This window comes from Pseudomonadota bacterium (genome assembly GCA_039815145.1).
Taxonomy (GTDB): Bacteria; Pseudomonadota; Gammaproteobacteria; order Steroidobacterales; family JBCBZW01; genus JBCBZW01.
Genome location: JBCBZW010000122.1, coordinates 1 through 15,808 on the forward strand (window position 1 = coordinate 1; position 15,808 = coordinate 15,808).

A 15,808-nucleotide genomic window follows, 5' to 3' on the forward strand; every position below is an offset into this window, starting at 1 on the left:
GCCGGCGCGCTCGCGAAGAGCAGCCATAGGCCGCAGGCGATGGTCAGCACGGTGAGGGGAATCAGCGTGGTGAAGTCGCTCGCCACGGCCTCGCCCAGCACCACGTTCGTGACCACCGTGCCCGATAGGGAGAGATCGATCCCCGGCCAGTCCGCCTCGAAGGCATCGCGCAGCTCCCGTGCCTCCACCACCACTTCGCGATAGATTTCGCTGGTGACAGGCTTGGGCAGCGCCAGGCGAATGAAGATCGTGGTGGCGCGGGCACCATCGGCAGCATAGCGGTTTAGCGTCTCAGGGCTACTGAGCACGATCTGGCGAGCGGCGTCCGCCTGCGCCTGGGTCAAATCACCCCGCAGCGGGATGAGGGGCCCCACCTGCAGCTCATCGCCCTGCGACTTAGAGTGTTGATAGGTCGCGAGCGACAGCACGCGCTGCGAGTAGGGCAGCTGCCAGGTGAGCTCGCTTAGGGCACGCACCGCTTCGAGCGTGCGCGGGGTGAACACGTCACCGTCTGCCGGCACAACCACGAACCCCACGTAGTCTTCACTCGTGTAGGTGCGCTCGAAGGCTTCAAGCTCCTGTAACTTCGGATCGCCTTCGCTGAAATAAACGTAGAGGTCGTCGTCGATCGACAACCGCGGTATGCCGGCGGCCAATGAGAAGCCCAACAGCAGGGATACGAGCGCGGTCGCCCAGGGGCGTTGAATGGGGAGGGAAAATATCACTCAGTGGGCGCCGAAGCGTTGGGGGCGGCAGTTCGCCAGTGGCTGACAAGGTCGGTTAAGTTAAGAGTCTGTTATAATCTCACGATCAACCCATAGCGGGGCGCTCCTGCAAGCGCTCGCCTCCCCATGTCTATTTCTACCGATACGCCCGTCGCTGAGACCAGCGACGCTGGGCTTGCGAAGTCTTATCTACGCGTGCGCCAGCGCTCCTTATTCCTCTGCGAAACGCTCGCGCCGGAGGATACGGTGGTGCAGTCGATGCCGGACGTCAGTCCCACGAAATGGCACCTCGCGCACACCACATGGTTCTTCGAGCGCTTCGTACTCAAAGAGCACGCGCCCAGTTACCGCGAATTCGATCCCGCCTACGATCACCTGTTCAACTCCTACTACTACACGGTTGGACAAATGTTTACACGGGCGCAGCGCGGTCTGCTCTCGCGGCCCACCCTCGCCGATGTGCTGCGCTACCGCGAGCACGTGGATGAGCAGGTGCTCGCACTCATCGAGCAACAGGGCGCATCGCCCACCCTCGATACCGTGCTCACGCTCGGACTGAACCACGAACAGCAGCATCAAGAGCTGTTGGTCACCGACATCAAGCACGTGTTCTCGGTAAACCCGATGCGTCCAGTCTTCCGCGAGCCCACGCCTTGGGCGAGCACCAGCAGTGACCCGGCGCCGCTCACCTTCGTACCCGGCCCCGACGGCCTGATCGAATTCGGCGCCACCTCCGCGAACGGTTTCTGCTTCGACAACGAGACCCCTCGCCACGAAGTGCTCGTGCGCCCCCACGCCCTCGCCAACCGACCGATCACGAACGGTGAGTACCGCGAGTTCATTCGCGATGGCGCATATCAGAACTGTTCGCTCTGGCTGGCAGATGCGTGGACCCGCCTGCAGCAGGAAGGCTGGACCCGCCCCTTCTACTGGTCGGAAGACCTCGAGAGCGAGTTCACCCTGAACGGTCAGGTCGACCTCGCACTGAATGCCCCCGTCTGCCACCTGAGCCTCTACGAAGCCGACGCCTTCGCCCGCTGGGCAGGCAAGCGCTTACCCACGGAGTTTGAGCTCGAGCTGGCCTTGGCCTACGCGCCCCTGGAGGGCAACCTGGCGGAGGAGGATCAGTTCCACCCACGCCCCGTGCAGCGCGCTGCACCCACTCTCGTTGGACAAGTCAACGATCTCACCTCACCCCTCGCACAGCTCTACGGCGATGTGTGGGAGTGGACGGCAAGCCCCTACACGCCCTACCCCGGCTTCGAACCCCTGGCGGGCTCCCTCGGGGAGTACAACGGCAAGTTCATGTGCAGCCAGGTCGTGCTGCGCGGCGGCTCCTGTGCCACACCGCGCTCGCACCTGCGCGCCACCTATCGCAACTTCTTCTATCCCGATGCGCGCTGGCAGTTCAGCGGCGTGCGTCTTGCCCACGACGCCTGAGAAGGCAAGGAAGGCCCCATGGCCAAATTCGGCCCCGCAGCGCCCACGCTGCTCGACTTGCACCCGCAGACCGGTGATCTGCGCGACGCTATTCACCAGGGCATGCGCCGCGCGCAGAAGCGCCTGCCCACGCTGCTGCTCTACGATGAGCGCGGCTCCCAGCTGTTCGACGCGATCACCGAGCTGCCCGAGTACTACCCCACGCGCACGGAGCTCTCGATCATGGAGTCGAGCATGGGGGAGATCGCCTCGAGCATCGGACCCGAGGCCTCGCTGATCGAGCTCGGCAGCGGCTCGAGCATGAAGATACGTCTGCTGCTGGAGCGTATCCCGGAGCTCGCGGCCTACGTGCCCGTCGATATCTCACGCGATCACCTGATGGCCGCTGCCACCAAGCTGGCCGCGGACTACCCGGCGGTGGAAGTCCTGCCCGTTTGCGCTGACTTCAACGAGCCGTTCCAGCTGCCCACGCCGCGCATCGCCCCGAAGCGCAACGTGGTGTACTTCCCGGGTTCGACCATCGGCAATCTCGATTTCGGCGCGGCCTATAAGCTGCTCTCCACCGTGCGACGCATCGCCAAGAAAGGCGGTGGCGCACTGATCGGTGCTGATCTGGTGAAGCCGGAGGAGATCCTCGTGCCGGCCTACGACGACGCCCAGGGTGTCACGGCCGATTTCAACCTCAACATCCTCACCCGCCTGAACCGCGAGTTCGACGCCAACTTCGACGTCAAAATGTTCTTCCACCGCGCCGTGTGGGATGCCACGCGCTCGCGCATGGAGATGCAGCTCGTGAGCCGGGTGGCGCAGACCGTACAGATCGACGGCGAGGAATTCGATCTGGCCGCCGGTGAATTCATCCTCACCGAGTACTCGCACAAGTACTCCCTCGAGGTGTTCGAAAACCTGGCGGAGACGGCAGGCTTTAGGGTGGCCAAGGTGTGGACTGATCCGCGTCAGTGGTTCAGCTTGCAGTACCTAGAGGTCGTATAAGGTAAGCAGCGTGGACGGTCGCCTGGCCGCCGCTCTCGTAGCGGTACTCGCCGTCGGCGCCCTGCTCTGGGCGTTCGGCGGTGGACCAGACACGCCCGATTCCACCACCGCCCAACGGATCCAGATCGCGCCGGAGTCGGCGCGGACAGTCCAAGCGACCCCTGAGCCGCCGCCAGCGGACGTAGCGCCCTCGCAGCAGGGGCCCTCAGCAAACTCACCGGCAACTCCAGAAGCTGCGTCGATCGCCGCAGATTTCTACGCACGAATGGCGCAAGCGGAGGAAGGCGACCTCGACGCCGCCTACGAAGTTGGCATGGTCGTGCTGCTGTGCTTGACGGAGAACTCGCCCGTGCGCGAGGCCGGTGAGGAGGGGCTACCGCTACCCGCCCTGGATCTCTCCCAATACGACTGCGACGACATCCCGCCCGAGAAGCAGCTGGCCGGACGTTTGCTCCGTCAGGCGGCTGACGAAGGACATGTGGATGCGGCTCGCGAGTACGGCCTCAACGCCACCTACTTCGTCGAGCTTGAGAGTGAGGAACTGCGCGACCTGAGCCAGAGCGACATGGTGGCGTACGCGGCGAGTGAATACCTGGGCCTCGACTACCTGGAGTTCGCCGCCACGGGCGGGGATCTCCCCGCAGCGACTCATCTGGCGAAGCGTCTGGCGAATGGGTTTACCGTTCCGGTCAGGCAAAGCCGGGACGGCATCCAGCTGCGTGCAAGTGAGCCGGCGCAGGCGCTATCCTGGTTTTTCGCCGTACAGATCGCCAACGACGAACCGTGGATGGCTTCGTGGCTGGATGACCTTCGAGGTCAGTTGGATCCCCAAGCGCAGGCCGAAGCCGAAGCGCAGGGTCAGGACTACTACTACCAGTACCTGGCCAACCCGCAGCCGTAACCGCGGCTCAAGACTTCTCAGGCGGCACGTAGCCCTCAGGCGCCGACGAGCCCTCACCGAAGAAGAACTTCTCCATCTCGTCTTCTAAGAACTTGCGCGCCTTCGGCTCGAAGGGCGTGAGGCGAAACTCGTTGATCAGCATCGTCTGGTGAGCGAGCCAACGATTCCACCCCTGCTTCGAGACGCTGGCCTCGATGCGCTCGCCGAGTTCACCTGGGTAGGGCGTGTAGCCGAGGGCTTCACCTTCTTCGCCGGTGACGACGCACTGAACCTTGTCTGTCATGAGGGGTACCTGATGGAGTTATGAGGCAGCGTCGCCGAGGCGGGAGAGCAGCTTCTCCACGGGCGCTGCGAGACCGATCTCGGGCAATTCGCCGACGTTATACCAGAGCCGCGAAGTGCCTTCCATGACGCCCTCGGGCGGCGCGGAGATGCGCAGCACCTGCGGGGTGATGTCGAGGGCGTAATGGCTGAAGGTGTGGCGGAGCACCTGCCACTCCTGCGAATCGCGCACCTGCGCCCGCAGCTGGGCCTCAACCCATGCACTGGGATCCTCCTCCAGCGGTTGCTCGGGGAAGCTCCACAGGCCGCCCCAGATGCCCGCAGGCGGGCGCCGTTCGAGCAACACCTGCTGCTCATCCTCCCGCACCACGATGAGCATCCGCACGGTCTTGAGCGGCGTCGCCTTGCGCGGGCGCTTGTGGGGAAACTCCTCCTGGCGCTTCGCGGCGTGGGCGCCGCATCCCTCGACGACCGGGCACCCACCGCACAGAGGCTTGCTGCGCTTACAGACCATGGCCCCAAGGTCCATGATCGCCTGGGTGTAGGCAGCCGCGCGCTCGCGCTCCGGCGTGTGCGCTTCCGCCAGGGTCCACAGCCCACGCTCCACCTTCGGGTCGCCGGGCCAGCCCTCCACCAGGTGGTAGCGGGCGAGGACGCGCTTCACGTTGCCGTCGAGGATCGGATGGCGCTGGCCGCCGGCCAGGGTGAGGATCGCGCCGGCGGTGGAGCGACCCACGCCTGGCAGGGCGTGCACCTGCTCGAGCTCTTGCGGGAAGGTGCCACCGTACTTGGCCTGGATGAGCCGGGCGGCGGCGTGCAGGTTGCGGGCGCGGGCGTAGTAGCCGAGGCCCGACCAGTGGTGGAGCACGTCGTCCTGGGGTGCGGCCGCCAGGGTGCGCACGTCCGGGAAGCGGCGCATGAAGCGCTCGTAGTAGGGAATCACCGTGGCCACCTGAGTCTGCTGGAGCATGATCTCCGAGACCCACACGCGGTAAGCCGTGCGTTCGCGCTGCCATGGCAGGTCGTGGCGGCCGTAGGTCGCCGCCCAGGTGAGCAGGTCGTCAGCGAAGGGGGCGAGGTCTTCGGCGCTCGGGCCTGCGGCGTCGGTCGATTCGGTCAATCCAGAACCACCGGTAGCCCGAGGGCCCGCTGCTCCACGCGCTGGGCCGCATCGCCGGCCCCCGAGGCGAGCTTGCGCTTCACCGCCCAGGGCCCCACCAGAGGTGGCACCCAAAACGGTGGCTCCATCTCCATCGAGTACAGCACGTGGGTGCCATCCTCCTCTTCACTCAGCTCCCAATGGGAGTAGGAATACGCTACGGCCTGCTCATCGCCCTCGACATCCGCATCGGGGGCAGGTACGGCGACGGCCACGATGTCGCGCGGCCGCTCGAGCTCCAGGCGATCGTAGCGAATGATGGTCTTGCAGAAAAAGGCGACGCAGCCGCGGGCGCGGAGGTAGACCAGGCGCTGCTCCTCGTTCTCAGCGCCGTCGACGATGCGGGTCTCCTCGAAGGTGCTGGTCAGCTCGTGCAGGCGGTCGTAGTCGATCAGCACGTCGTAGACCGCCTCGATCGGTGCATCGATAAGCGCGTGGGACTCGACGAAGTAGCGCGGGCCGTCGCGCTTCACCTTCAGCGACAGCATCTGCGCAGCACCTGCCAGGGGCGGCGTCAGGCAGGCACCCGCGAGCAGGGCCGCGGCCGCCCGGCGGGCGGCGCGCGTGGAAGCCGGTGGGCTAATTGTCGCCGTCGTCATCCTTGTCTTTCTTCTTGCCTCCGAACAGGCCGCCGAGCACCTTCTTGACGTCGCTCTTGGCGTCGTCCTCGCCGCCCTCCTCACCATCTTCGCTGCCGCCGCCCAGCAGCCCACCGAGCACCTTGTCCTTCAACTTGTCGACCTCCTCCTCAGCGCGCTGCTTGACCAGCGCGCCGGCCGTACCGCCGAAGTCCAACCAGCCAGGGCCCGGCTGGGACAGGTTGCCACTGAGCACGATGGGCAGGTTCAAGCCGAGCAGGTCAGACGCTCCATCCGGGAGTTCCGGGCTCTTCTGGAACTGCATGTCGAGACGGTACTTCACCGTGTCCTCGGGGAGGTTCACCGTGCCCTTGCCGCCCACCAGGATGAAGGGCAAGCGGGCGATGAGATCGTTGTTGGTCATTACGCCATCGGTCATCTGCGCCGTGCCGCTGAGCTCGGCGAACTCCGTGCGGCCATCGCCGTTACCCGACGGTGCCGCACCGCGGCCGATCGCTGCCATGCCCTTTTGCACCTCGTGGGCGATGTCGATGCCGACGATCGCGCCGTCGAGGAAGGAGAACTGCGCGTCGCCGCCGAGGGTGTTGAGGATGGCCGTCTGGGTGACGCCCATGCCCTTGAGGGTGATGCGACCATCGAGCTGGCCGGTGAGGTTCTGCTGGTCGAAGACGTCCTTGCCCAGGGCGCCGAAGTCCACCTTCTGCAGGCGCTCGTTGAGCGACAGCACCGGCAGTTCGCCGCTCGCGTCGATGCGGATATCGCCCTGGTACTTGCCACCGTACATATCCGCCGTGGACGGATGGATGCGCAGGGTGCCGTTGGAGGCCTTGAGGGTGACCTCCGCGTTGGTGGCGGTGAGGCCCGAGAGCATCAGCGTGCCGAGGGACAGCTTGCCGTCGATGTCGGCCTTGCGGATGTCCTCCGCCGGAATGGCCACCGCGTCCGGATCCACCGCCACGGGCTGCTCCGGCGCCGGCGCCATGTAGCGATCGAGGATCAGCTGATCACCCTTCAGATCGAAGCGCAGGGCCTGACGATCGAAGTCCGCCACGGCGAGATCGCCGGTGAACTTCGTGTCGTCCAGGGTCAGCTCCAGCCCTGAGAAGCGGGCCGACGTCTGCGTGATGGCGAAATTGCCGCTCAGCGCCGCACGCGTGAGGGCCTTCGGGTCCACCGTGGGCGAGAGCGGCGCACCGGCCTTCTCGGCGACGCTCTTCGGTGAAAACTCATCGATCGCGATCTTGCCGTTGATGCTGGCCTTGCTCAGCACGTTCTTGCCCTGGAGCTCGCCGCGCATCTTCATGTCCCAGGCCGTGGCCGTGAGATTGGTGAGCGAGAGGGTCTCGGACTTGAGGTCGCCGGACAGGCTAGTCGCTTCGATGCGAGCATCGAGGGGCTCGCCGAAATCCCCACTCTCCGCCTTGGCGCGAATCACCGGCGCCTTCAGGTCGAAGGGGCCGGACTTGTCGACGGACAGCTGCTCCGCCTCGATCTGTAGGTTCAGGGCAGACAGGGCCTCGAGCATCTCACCGCTCACTTGAACGGTGAGATCGGGGTTGTTCAGCACCGTACGCGACTCGTTCGGGATCACGGTGCCGCGCGCGGTGATCGTGCCCGCAAGATCGGGGTTCTTCGCTTCGAGCTGCAGGCTGGTGTCGATGTCCAGCGGTTGGCCGAGACGGAAGGCACCGGTGGTGAGGTCCCAGTCGGTGATCGCGTAGCGGGTGCCTTCGCCCTTGTCCTCGTAGGAGAGCTGGGCATCGGCGAGCTTCACGCCACCGACGGTGACGTTGGCCAAATCGAACTCGCTCGAGGACTCGCTGGACTCCGCGGGAGGCGCGTCGCCTTGGCCGATCGCGACCAGATCGTCCCAGTTGTTGGTGTCGTTGGCGGCGGTGACGGCCTTGAGGCTCAGCCCTTCCAAGCGCACCTCTCCCACCTCGAGTTTGCCCGTGAACAGGGGCAGGAGGCGCACACTCGCGGCCGCACCATCGAAGGCGAGGAAAGGCTCATCGCCCCAGCCCTCGCCATCGGCCAGGCGAGTCGCACCAAGTGAGAACCCGACGTAGGGGAAAACGCTTAGTTTGATGTCACCCTCAATGGTGAGCTCCCGCCCCGTCTGTTCCTTTGTAGCGGCAACTAATTGGTCCTTGAGATCGTTCGCATCGAAGGTGGCAACGAAGATCCCCACCGCGGCGACCACCAACAACACCAACGCGCCGATCGCGATTGCGACCCACCGGATAAAACTGCCCATGAACCCTCTATTCCTCTGTCGCTCGATGGCACCAGGAGCGGCGCCAGGATAATGGGTGTCACCATAAGCCCGAAGCGTCAGAAAATACACGCCAAGGAAGTGACACTGGGTAACAGAACTTCGCTAGTTATGTCTGCTCAGATGGTTTAAGTTATTAGCGGATCAAGGAAAACTCGGGGCCTGTGAATAGCGTCACTGCAATGACACCCCCTGACGGATACCGTGCACTCGTTCGTTTTGACGCGTTGACTGGGAGTCATCGAGTGAGACACCTAGAAGCTTTCCGCCGCTATGGTCTGTTCGTAGATCGAAGCGTTACGCAGCCCCGTAAGGAGCGCCCCGGTGGCCAAGGCCGGGAGCTACCTGTGAAGAGCTGGGACGATTACAAAGACTGGTGCCAGCAGGTGCGCGACAACTGGGATGAGGAAGATGAGCGTTCCGCCAACCCTCGCCGCGCCAACCACTACGCCGAATGGGGTCGTTGATCGACCCCTGATCGTTAGGCCCGCGTAGGCCTAGCCCCGGCGCTGACGCCACTGCCTAACGCTGCTCCTTCGCTGCTATATTGCCGCCCACACCTCGTGTTCGCGGCCTAGCGAAGGAAAGCGTAGTGGCCTCACCGTCTCCTCTCATCCACCCCACCGCCTGTATCGCACCATCGGCCCAGCTTGCCGATGAGGTGCGTGTGGGCCCGTACGCCGTCATCGAAGACGAAGTGATCATCGGTGCAGGCTGCGAGATCGGGCCTCACTGCGTACTTCGCCGCTGGACTCGCCTCGGCGAGCGCAACCAGCTCGCCGCCCACGTCGTGCTCGGCGAACCCCCTCAGCATCGCGGCTATGACGGCAGCGAGACCTGGCTACTTATCGGCGACGATAACGTGATCCGAGAAGGGGTCACGATCAATCGTGCCTACGAGCCTGGCGGCGCCACCCGTATCGGCTCGCGCGGCTACTTCATGGGCTACGCCCACATCGCTCACGACTGCATCGTCGGCGATGAGGTCACGATGACCAACTACGCGGGAATTGCCGGGCACGTGGAGGTGGGCGATGGCGTCACCATCGGCGGCGGCGCGCTCGTGCATCAGTTCGTGCGCATCGGCGCCTTCGCCATGCTCGGCGGCCAGTCGGCAGTGCGCAAGGATCTACTGCCCTACACACTCTCGAGTGGCGATCCCTGCCGCCACTTCCGCCTGAATACGATCGGCCTGCGCCGCCGCGGGATCAGCGGCACCCGCTACCGCACGCTGGAAGGCGCCATGCGGGCGCTGCGCGCCGGCGACGAACTGCCGAGCGCCACCAGCGATGAATCGGAAGAACTGCAGCGTCTGCGCGCCTTCGTGGAAAGCTCAAAGCGCGGGCTCAGCGGCTGGGCTAGCGACTGAAGCCGAGCGCTTTCGTTAGGTTGCCGAGATCAGCCGGCTGATCTCCACCGCCGTCTCCAGCGCTCGCCGCCCCTGTTCGCCGGTCACCCGGGGCTGACCACCCCTCGCGATAGCGCCGAGGAAGTCCTCAATCTCGAGCTTGAGCGCATCGTACTCCGGATACTCGAACTGCTCGATCTCGAGCTTAGGTCCATCCCCCGCGGCGGGCGGCTGCTTGGTGGCAATCTTCAGGTAGCGCAGGTGCAGATCGGCCGACATGTAGGCGTTCTGCTGGAACATGCGGATCTTGCGCTCCGTCTTGGTGCTGACGCGACTGGCCGTGAGGTTGGCCACACACCCGCCCTCGAACTGCAGCCGCGCATTCACGATGTCCGGCTTGTCCGAGAACACCACCGTGCCGTTGGCCACCACGTCGACGATCGGCCGATCGGTGAGGGTCTGCACGATGTCGATGTCATGGATCATGAGGTCCAGCACCACGTCCACCTCGACGCCGCGCTCACGGAAGGGCGCCACGCGATAGGTCTCGAAGAACTGTGGCCCGTCGGCGCGCTCCTCCATCGCTTCGGTCGCCGGGTTGAAGCGCTCCAGGTGCCCGATCTGCAGCACCACACCTTTGGCCTTCGCCAGCGCGATGAGCTCATCAGCGTGCTCCACCGTGACGGTCATCGGCTTCTCGAGCAGCACGTGCTTACCGGCGTCGAGGAAGGTGCGCGCAATCTCGTAGTGGGAGGTGGTGGGGGTGACGACGGTGACCGCATCCACCTTATCGATCAGCTCACGGTAGTCACCCGTCACGTGCACGCCGTCGTACGCCGCGGCGGCCGTTTCGCGCGCGTCGGCGCTCACGTCGGCGATGCCCGCCAGGGTGACCTGCTCGTTCTGGGCCAGCTTCTGTGCATGGAACTTGCCCAGGTATCCCATGCCAATGACCGCGGCTTTCACTGCGCGTGCGTCCTTCTACCGTTTGCTGTGCAGCGCGCAGTATACGCTGGCGCGCTCAGGCGCAGGGGCTACGCCGAAAACGTGTCGCGTGGCGATCCCGCCCGTCGGGCGTCTGCGGCTGACAGCGCGGACACCAATAGGTGGAACGGTGATTCACGCCCATACGTTTGGCCGCGATGCGCGTGCGCCCGCAGCGCAGGCAGGATTGGCCTGACCGGCCGTACACCCACAGGCGCCCCCGACCGTCCTCGATGTCTCGCGTGACGCGGCGGCCGCCGTGCAGGTTGGCGCGCAGGAGCCTTGCCGCCAGGGTCCAGAGCTTCAGGAGCTGCTCGTCGCTGATCTCGCTCAGGGGCGTCCAGGGATTGCAGCGCTCCAGGAACAGCACCTCGGATTTGTAGACGTTACCTACGCCGCACGCCAGGCGCTGGTCGAGCATCACGTCGGCCAGCAGCTGGTCGGGGTCGCCCACCTCACGCGTGCGCGCCACGAGCAACGCCGGCGCAGGGGTGTCGGCGATGAGATCCGGGCCAAGGCGCGCCACGAAGTTGGCGTTGCGAATACCTGCCGTGCGCAAACACTCCACCTCCTTAGCGTTGAAGCAGACGAACTCGTCCTGCGCCGTCGCCAGGATCAGCGAGGCCTGGCGCCGCGGCCGCTTCCAAGGCTTGCCCACCGGGTAACGGTGCCAGCTGCCGTGCATGCCGAGGTGGGAGCGCAGGGAGCGATCGCCTTCGAGGCTGATCACCAGGTGCTTACCGAGGGCGTCGACGTCGAGTACCCGCGCGCCGCGCAGGCGACTCAGATCGAGATCGCGCGCCCAGACATCGGCGAGGGTGGCGTCCCGTAGCCGCGGCCGCATCGCCGCCGCTACCTTATGAATCGTATCGCCTTCGGGCATCCCGGTACTCCGCCCTGCTAGCGCGCGAAGGATCGGCCGCGGCCCGTGCCGCGCGGTCGCGAACCGCGACGGCTGCCGCCGCGCCCACTGCCCGGGGCGGTGAGGCCACGCTCCGGCAGGAAGCCCTTGTGATCACGCACGAAACCGTGTTCGAGCACCGTGTCCGCCAGCACCGACTCGTGGGCCGGGGTCGCGTCGATCTGCTCGATGTGGAAGGCCTTGCCCTTGGTCACTGGGATGCGGTGCAGCGCTTGTAAGGCGAGCTCAAGCTCCCCGCGATCGCTGCCTAGCGTGTCGGTAAATGTCGCCAGCTGACGGCCGCCCACGCCCACCCAGAGCACGGGACGCCCATCGACCAGCACCACCCAGGTACCCGCCGCGCGGCGCGGGCGCAGGGCCTCGCCGGCGCTGGTCTCGGGCCAGGCCAGGAGCGCGCCCCAGACGTTCGCAGGATCCTGGCTGGCGAGGAGCAGCACGTCGTCCTCGTCGTAGCGATCGGGTTGCTCATCGTCATAGCGAGCCCCCTCGTCGCCCTGGCGGGCGGCGCGCAGGCGATCGACGGCGCCAGGCTCTGCGAACTGCGCTCCCGACAGGCCTTCGACGAAGTAGCCACGGCGCACGCGGCCCGCATCCTCCATCCCCTGCAGCACGCGGTAGAGGGGACTGAAGCCACCGCTCAGGCCTTCGCTCTGCACCGCCTCGCGGCTCACGATGCCGTAGCGATCGAGGAGCATGCGGGCGCGATTGACCGCGCGCTCCGTGTCGTTGAGCGACGGATCCACGAGGCCGCTGACCAGGGACCAGCGCCCCCCTGCCAAGGCTTCGTGCGCACCGCGGCGGCTGCGGCGAGGCGTGCGGCGGCCGATGCCGCGCAAGGGGGCGAAGGTGTCGTTGGTCACGAGGCCAGCCCAGACGAGATCCCACAGGGCCGCCTTGAAGTCCTCCATCGCGAGGCCCGGCTTCGCCTCGCGCGCGGCGTCTGTGAGTTCGGAGAGGAAGGAGGCACCGCGATTCGTCAGGTGCTTGAGGAGCGCGTCGTGCACCTCGTCGGTGGTCTCCATGGGCACCGGCGTCTCGAGGAGTCGGCGCGCGTTGGCGCGGCGATAGAGCGCGATGCGACCGTCGGAACCGCCGAGGGGCGCACAGCCGATCCAAATCACTTCGCCGCTCGCGCACAGCATGTCCAGTAGCTGAGGGTCGAAGTCTGGTACCCGCGCCGGCAGGAGTACCTGGGACAGGAGGGACCACGGCAGCGCCATTCCCTCCAGCTGACCGATCACTTCCAATAGGCGCGCCGCACCGCGACCCTCGCCGCCCGCACCCACCCCGTGCCAGCGGGGCAGGAAACGCCCGAGGGCCGCGCCATCGACAGCGGCCACCTCGTTGCGCAGGCGGGCAAGCGTGCGCCGCTTCAGGCGGCGGAGCACCTCGTTGTCACACCACTCGCGCTCCGCGCCGCCAGGGCGCAGCTCGCCGTTGACCAGGACACCACCGCTGGTGAGTCCGCGCAGGACGGCGTCCAGTTGCGCCGGGCGCAGATGGAAGCGTGCTGCGACCTCTCGCGTGGTGAACGGTCCGTGGGTGCGCGCGTAGCGGCGGATCAGCTGATCCAGCGGCGCCTCCTGAGCGGCGATAAATCGCTCGGGTAGACCCGGCGGCGGCATGCAACCGAGGGCGTCGCGGTAGGCGCCCGCGTCCTCCGCGGCGATCCAGTAGCGCTCGCCGCCGAGCGTGACGTTCACGGCGCGGCGCGAGTTCTCCAGGGCGACGAGCCAGGTGCCCACCTGATCCGGCGTCTGGGTGCGAGCGCGCAGCTCGTCCTCTCCCAGGTGGCCGAGGCGGCGGAGCAGGTCATGGACCTCGTTCTCATCGCGCGCCTGGCGTTCGGGCGTGAGGGCTTGCAGCTCCTGCTCGACGTCGGCCAGGACCGCCGGATCGAGGAGTTCGCGCAGTTCTGCCTGACCGAGCAATTCCGATAGGAGGTTGCGATCGAGGGTGAGCGCCTGCGCCTTGCGTTCGGCCAGGGGCGCGTCCTGCTCGTAAAGGTAGGCCGCCACGTAGGCGAAGACGAGGGAACGGGCGAAGGGAGAGGCGGAGCGCGTCTCCACATCGTCCACCCTCACCTCGCGGGCGCGAATCTGCCGCAGGAGATCCTTCAGACCGGGCAGATCGAAGACCTCCGTCATCGCCTGACGGTAGGTCTCCAGCACCATCGGGAAGCTCGGGTAGCGCAGGGCCACGGCGAGCAGCTCGCGCGACTTCAGGCGCTGGGCCCAAAGGGGATTGCGCGACTTCGGGTTGCGCCTCGCGAGGAGCAGGGAGCGTACCGCGTTCTCGCGGAAGAGCGAGGCGAACATGCTCGTGCCCGAGAGCACCTGGGTGACCAGTTCGTCCAGCTCCTCGGGCTCCGGGATCAGGGCGTCGGTGTCGGGCAGCTCCTCGGCATCGGCCAGGCGCAGGACCAAGCCGTCGTCCGTGTACATGATCTGCACGTCGAAGCCGGCGTGTTCGCCGAAGCGCTGTTGCAGGGCCATCGCCCAGGGGGCGTGCAGGCGCGAGCCGAAGGGGGTGAGGATGCAGACGCGCCAGTCGCCCAGCTCGTCGCGGAAGCGCTCGATGGTGATGCGCTTGTCCGTGGGTAAGGTGCCCGTGTGCTCGCGCTGCTCCGTGACGTAGTCAACGATGTTGTCAGCCGCGTAGTCGTCGAGGGGCACCTGCTCCATCACCCAGGCGCGAGCACGCTCGCGGGAGCGCTCGCCGATCTCTCGGGTGAAGGCGCCGAGGGCACGGCCGAGTTCCACCGGGCGGCCCGGGCCGTCGCCGCGCCAGAACGGGAGGCGGCCCGGTTCGCCGGGCGCGGGGGCGACGAGGACGCGGTCGCGGTTGATGCCCTCCACGCGCCAGCTGCTGGCGCCGAGGAGAATGACGTCGCCGGGGCGCGTCTCGAAGACCATTTCCTCGTCCAGTTCACCGACGCGGGGGCCACCTTCGCCGAGGAAGACGCCGTAGTAGCCGCGGTCCGGGATGGTGCCCGCGTTCATGCGCGAGACCATGGGCGTGCCGCGGCGGGCGGTGAGTTCGTCGGTGCTGCGGTCCCAGCTCAGGCGGGCACGCAGGTCGGCGAACTCGGACGATGGGTAGGTGCCCGACAGCATCTCCAGCACGGCGTTGAGGGCGTCGTCCGAGAGTTCGCGGTAGCCCCAGGCGCGGCGGATGATGCGCTTGAGGCCCTCCGTCGAGCGGGGCGCGTCCACGCACATGGCGATGATCTGCTGGGCCAGCACGTCGAGGGCGTTGGTCGGCACGCTGATCGCCTCGATGCTGCCCGTGAGCATGCGCGAGGAGATCACGGCGCACTCGAGGAGGTCGCCGCGGAACTTCGGGTAGATGTAGCCGAGGCTCTCGCCGCCCACCTGGTGGCTTGCGCGGCCGACGCGTTGCAGGCCGCGAGAGACCGCGCCGGGGGATTCGACGAGCAGGACCTGATCGACCGCGCCCATGTCGATGCCGAGTTCCAGCGATGACGTGGCGACGATGGCCGGTAGGGCGCCGCTCTTCAGGCCCTCTTCTATCTCCGCGCGCTTCTCGTGGGAGACGCTGCCGTGGTGGGCGCGGACGAGTTCTTCCTCGGCGATGTCGTTGAGGCGTTGGCAGAGGCGCTCGCAGAGGCCGCGGCTGTTAACGAAAACGATCGTCGAGCGTGCTTCGCGGATGCGGCGGATGAGCTCTGGGTACATCGCGGGCCATATGCCGCGCTCGGTTTGTGGCGTGGCGACCTCGCGGGCGTAGAGTTCGCCGAGGATGGAGCCGCCTTCGTCTTCGGCAGGTTCGTGGCGTTCGTCCGCGTGTTGCATGTCGGGCACGGGGACGGAGACCTGGAGCTTGAGGCGTGGGGGGGCGGCGGCGTCGACGATCTCGACTTCGCGATCGCCGCCTAGGTAGGCGGCTACCTGGTCTAGGGGGCGGACGGTGGCGGACAGGCCGATGCGTTGGGGGTCGCGGTCGCAGAGGGCGCTCAGGCGTTCCAGCGAGAGGGCCAGGTGGGCGCCGCGCTTGTTGGGGGCTAAGGCGTGGACCTCGTCGATGATGACGGTCTCTACGCTGGCCAGGGTGGCGCGGGCTTTGGAGCCTAGGAGGAGGAAAAGGGATTCGGGGGTGGTGACGAGGATCTCGGCTGGGTCGCGTTGTTGGCGTTGGCGGTCCCGTTGGGGGGTGTCGC

The 15,808-nt window shown here is 66.5% G+C and carries 12 protein-coding genes; 4 read left to right on the forward strand and 8 right to left on the reverse strand.

Annotated elements, in window-relative coordinates:
• A partial coding sequence (locus tag AAF184_20655; protein ID MEO0424759.1) for a hypothetical protein occupies positions 1 to 725 on the reverse strand: 725 nt, incomplete at its 3' end.
• 126 nt (positions 726 to 851) lie between these two features.
• Here AAF184_20655 and egtB point away from each other — a divergent pair.
• Genes egtB through AAF184_20670 form a run of 3 tightly spaced genes read left to right on the forward strand, consistent with a single transcriptional unit; the run spans position 852 to position 4,059 of the window.
• A complete protein-coding gene (gene egtB / locus AAF184_20660) occupies positions 852 to 2,165 on the forward strand; it encodes an ergothioneine biosynthesis protein EgtB (GenBank protein MEO0424760.1) in 1,314 nt (437 codons plus the stop codon).
• 18 nt (positions 2,166 to 2,183) lie between these two features.
• Positions 2,184 to 3,158, forward strand: coding sequence for an L-histidine N(alpha)-methyltransferase (gene egtD / locus AAF184_20665; protein MEO0424761.1), 975 nt, complete (start codon positions 2,184 to 2,186; stop codon positions 3,156 to 3,158).
• A 10-nt stretch (positions 3,159 to 3,168) separates the two neighbouring features.
• A complete protein-coding gene (locus AAF184_20670) occupies positions 3,169 to 4,059 on the forward strand; it encodes a hypothetical protein (protein MEO0424762.1) in 891 nt (296 codons plus the stop codon).
• A 7-nt stretch (positions 4,060 to 4,066) separates the two neighbouring features.
• Here the strand turns inward: AAF184_20670 and AAF184_20675 are convergent, their stop codons facing one another.
• Genes AAF184_20675 through AAF184_20690 form a run of 4 tightly spaced genes read right to left on the reverse strand, consistent with a single transcriptional unit; the run spans position 4,067 to position 8,356 of the window.
• A complete protein-coding gene (locus AAF184_20675; protein ID MEO0424763.1) occupies positions 4,067 to 4,342 on the reverse strand; it encodes an oxidative damage protection protein in 276 nt (91 codons plus the stop codon).
• Between the two features lie 18 nt (positions 4,343 to 4,360).
• Positions 4,361 to 5,461, reverse strand: coding sequence for an A/G-specific adenine glycosylase (mutY, locus tag AAF184_20680; protein MEO0424764.1), 1,101 nt, complete (start codon positions 5,459 to 5,461; stop codon positions 4,361 to 4,363).
• Positions 5,458 to 6,099: an SRPBCC family protein gene (locus tag AAF184_20685; protein MEO0424765.1), complete on the reverse strand. Its 642-nt coding sequence runs from the start codon at positions 6,097 to 6,099 to the stop codon at positions 5,458 to 5,460. The genes mutY and AAF184_20685 overlap by 4 nt, the downstream gene beginning before the upstream one ends.
• Positions 6,080 to 8,356 carry an AsmA family protein gene (locus AAF184_20690; protein ID MEO0424766.1) on the reverse strand — a complete coding sequence of 759 codons (2,277 nt, stop codon included), beginning with the start codon at positions 8,354 to 8,356 and terminating at the stop codon, positions 6,080 to 6,082. Before AAF184_20690 ends, AAF184_20685 begins: the two co-directional genes overlap by 20 nt.
• 610 nt (positions 8,357 to 8,966) lie before the next feature.
• Between AAF184_20690 and lpxA the strand changes: the two genes are divergently transcribed.
• Positions 8,967 to 9,743 carry an acyl-ACP--UDP-N-acetylglucosamine O-acyltransferase gene (gene lpxA / locus AAF184_20695; protein ID MEO0424767.1) on the forward strand — a complete coding sequence of 259 codons (777 nt, stop codon included), beginning with the start codon at positions 8,967 to 8,969 and terminating at the stop codon, positions 9,741 to 9,743.
• A 15-nt stretch (positions 9,744 to 9,758) separates the two neighbouring features.
• Here lpxA and AAF184_20700 read toward each other — a convergent pair whose 3' ends face one another.
• From AAF184_20700 to AAF184_20710, 3 genes are all read right to left on the reverse strand, one after another.
• Positions 9,759 to 10,688 (reverse strand): Gfo/Idh/MocA family oxidoreductase, encoded by a 930-nt coding sequence (locus AAF184_20700; protein ID MEO0424768.1) that lies wholly within the window; start codon positions 10,686 to 10,688, stop codon positions 9,759 to 9,761.
• 55 nt (positions 10,689 to 10,743) lie between these two features.
• Positions 10,744 to 11,589: a DNA-formamidopyrimidine glycosylase family protein gene (locus AAF184_20705; protein MEO0424769.1), complete on the reverse strand. Its 846-nt coding sequence runs from the start codon at positions 11,587 to 11,589 to the stop codon at positions 10,744 to 10,746.
• A 17-nt stretch (positions 11,590 to 11,606) separates the two neighbouring features.
• Positions 11,607 to 15,808, reverse strand: a 4,202-nt coding sequence (locus tag AAF184_20710) for a crosslink repair DNA glycosylase YcaQ family protein (protein MEO0424770.1), incomplete at its 5' end; no start/stop codon positions are given.

What these genes read in the sequence shown, in the direction of transcription:
- AAF184_20690 (MEO0424766.1), bottom strand. Translation starts at nt 8,356, where the DNA reads ATGGGCAGTTTTATCCGGTGGGTCGCAATCGCGATCGGCGCGTTGGTG.
- AAF184_20705 (MEO0424769.1), bottom strand. Translation starts at nt 11,589, where the DNA reads ATGCCCGAAGGCGATACGATTCATAAGGTAGCGGCGGCGATGCGGCCG.
- egtB (MEO0424760.1), top strand. Translation starts at nt 852, where the DNA reads ATGTCTATTTCTACCGATACGCCCGTCGCTGAGACCAGCGACGCTGGG.
- egtD (MEO0424761.1), top strand. Translation starts at nt 2,184, where the DNA reads ATGGCCAAATTCGGCCCCGCAGCGCCCACGCTGCTCGACTTGCACCCG.
- AAF184_20675 (MEO0424763.1), bottom strand. Translation starts at nt 4,342, where the DNA reads ATGACAGACAAGGTTCAGTGCGTCGTCACCGGCGAAGAAGGTGAAGCC.
- AAF184_20685 (MEO0424765.1), bottom strand. Translation starts at nt 6,099, where the DNA reads ATGACGACGGCGACAATTAGCCCACCGGCTTCCACGCGCGCCGCCCGC.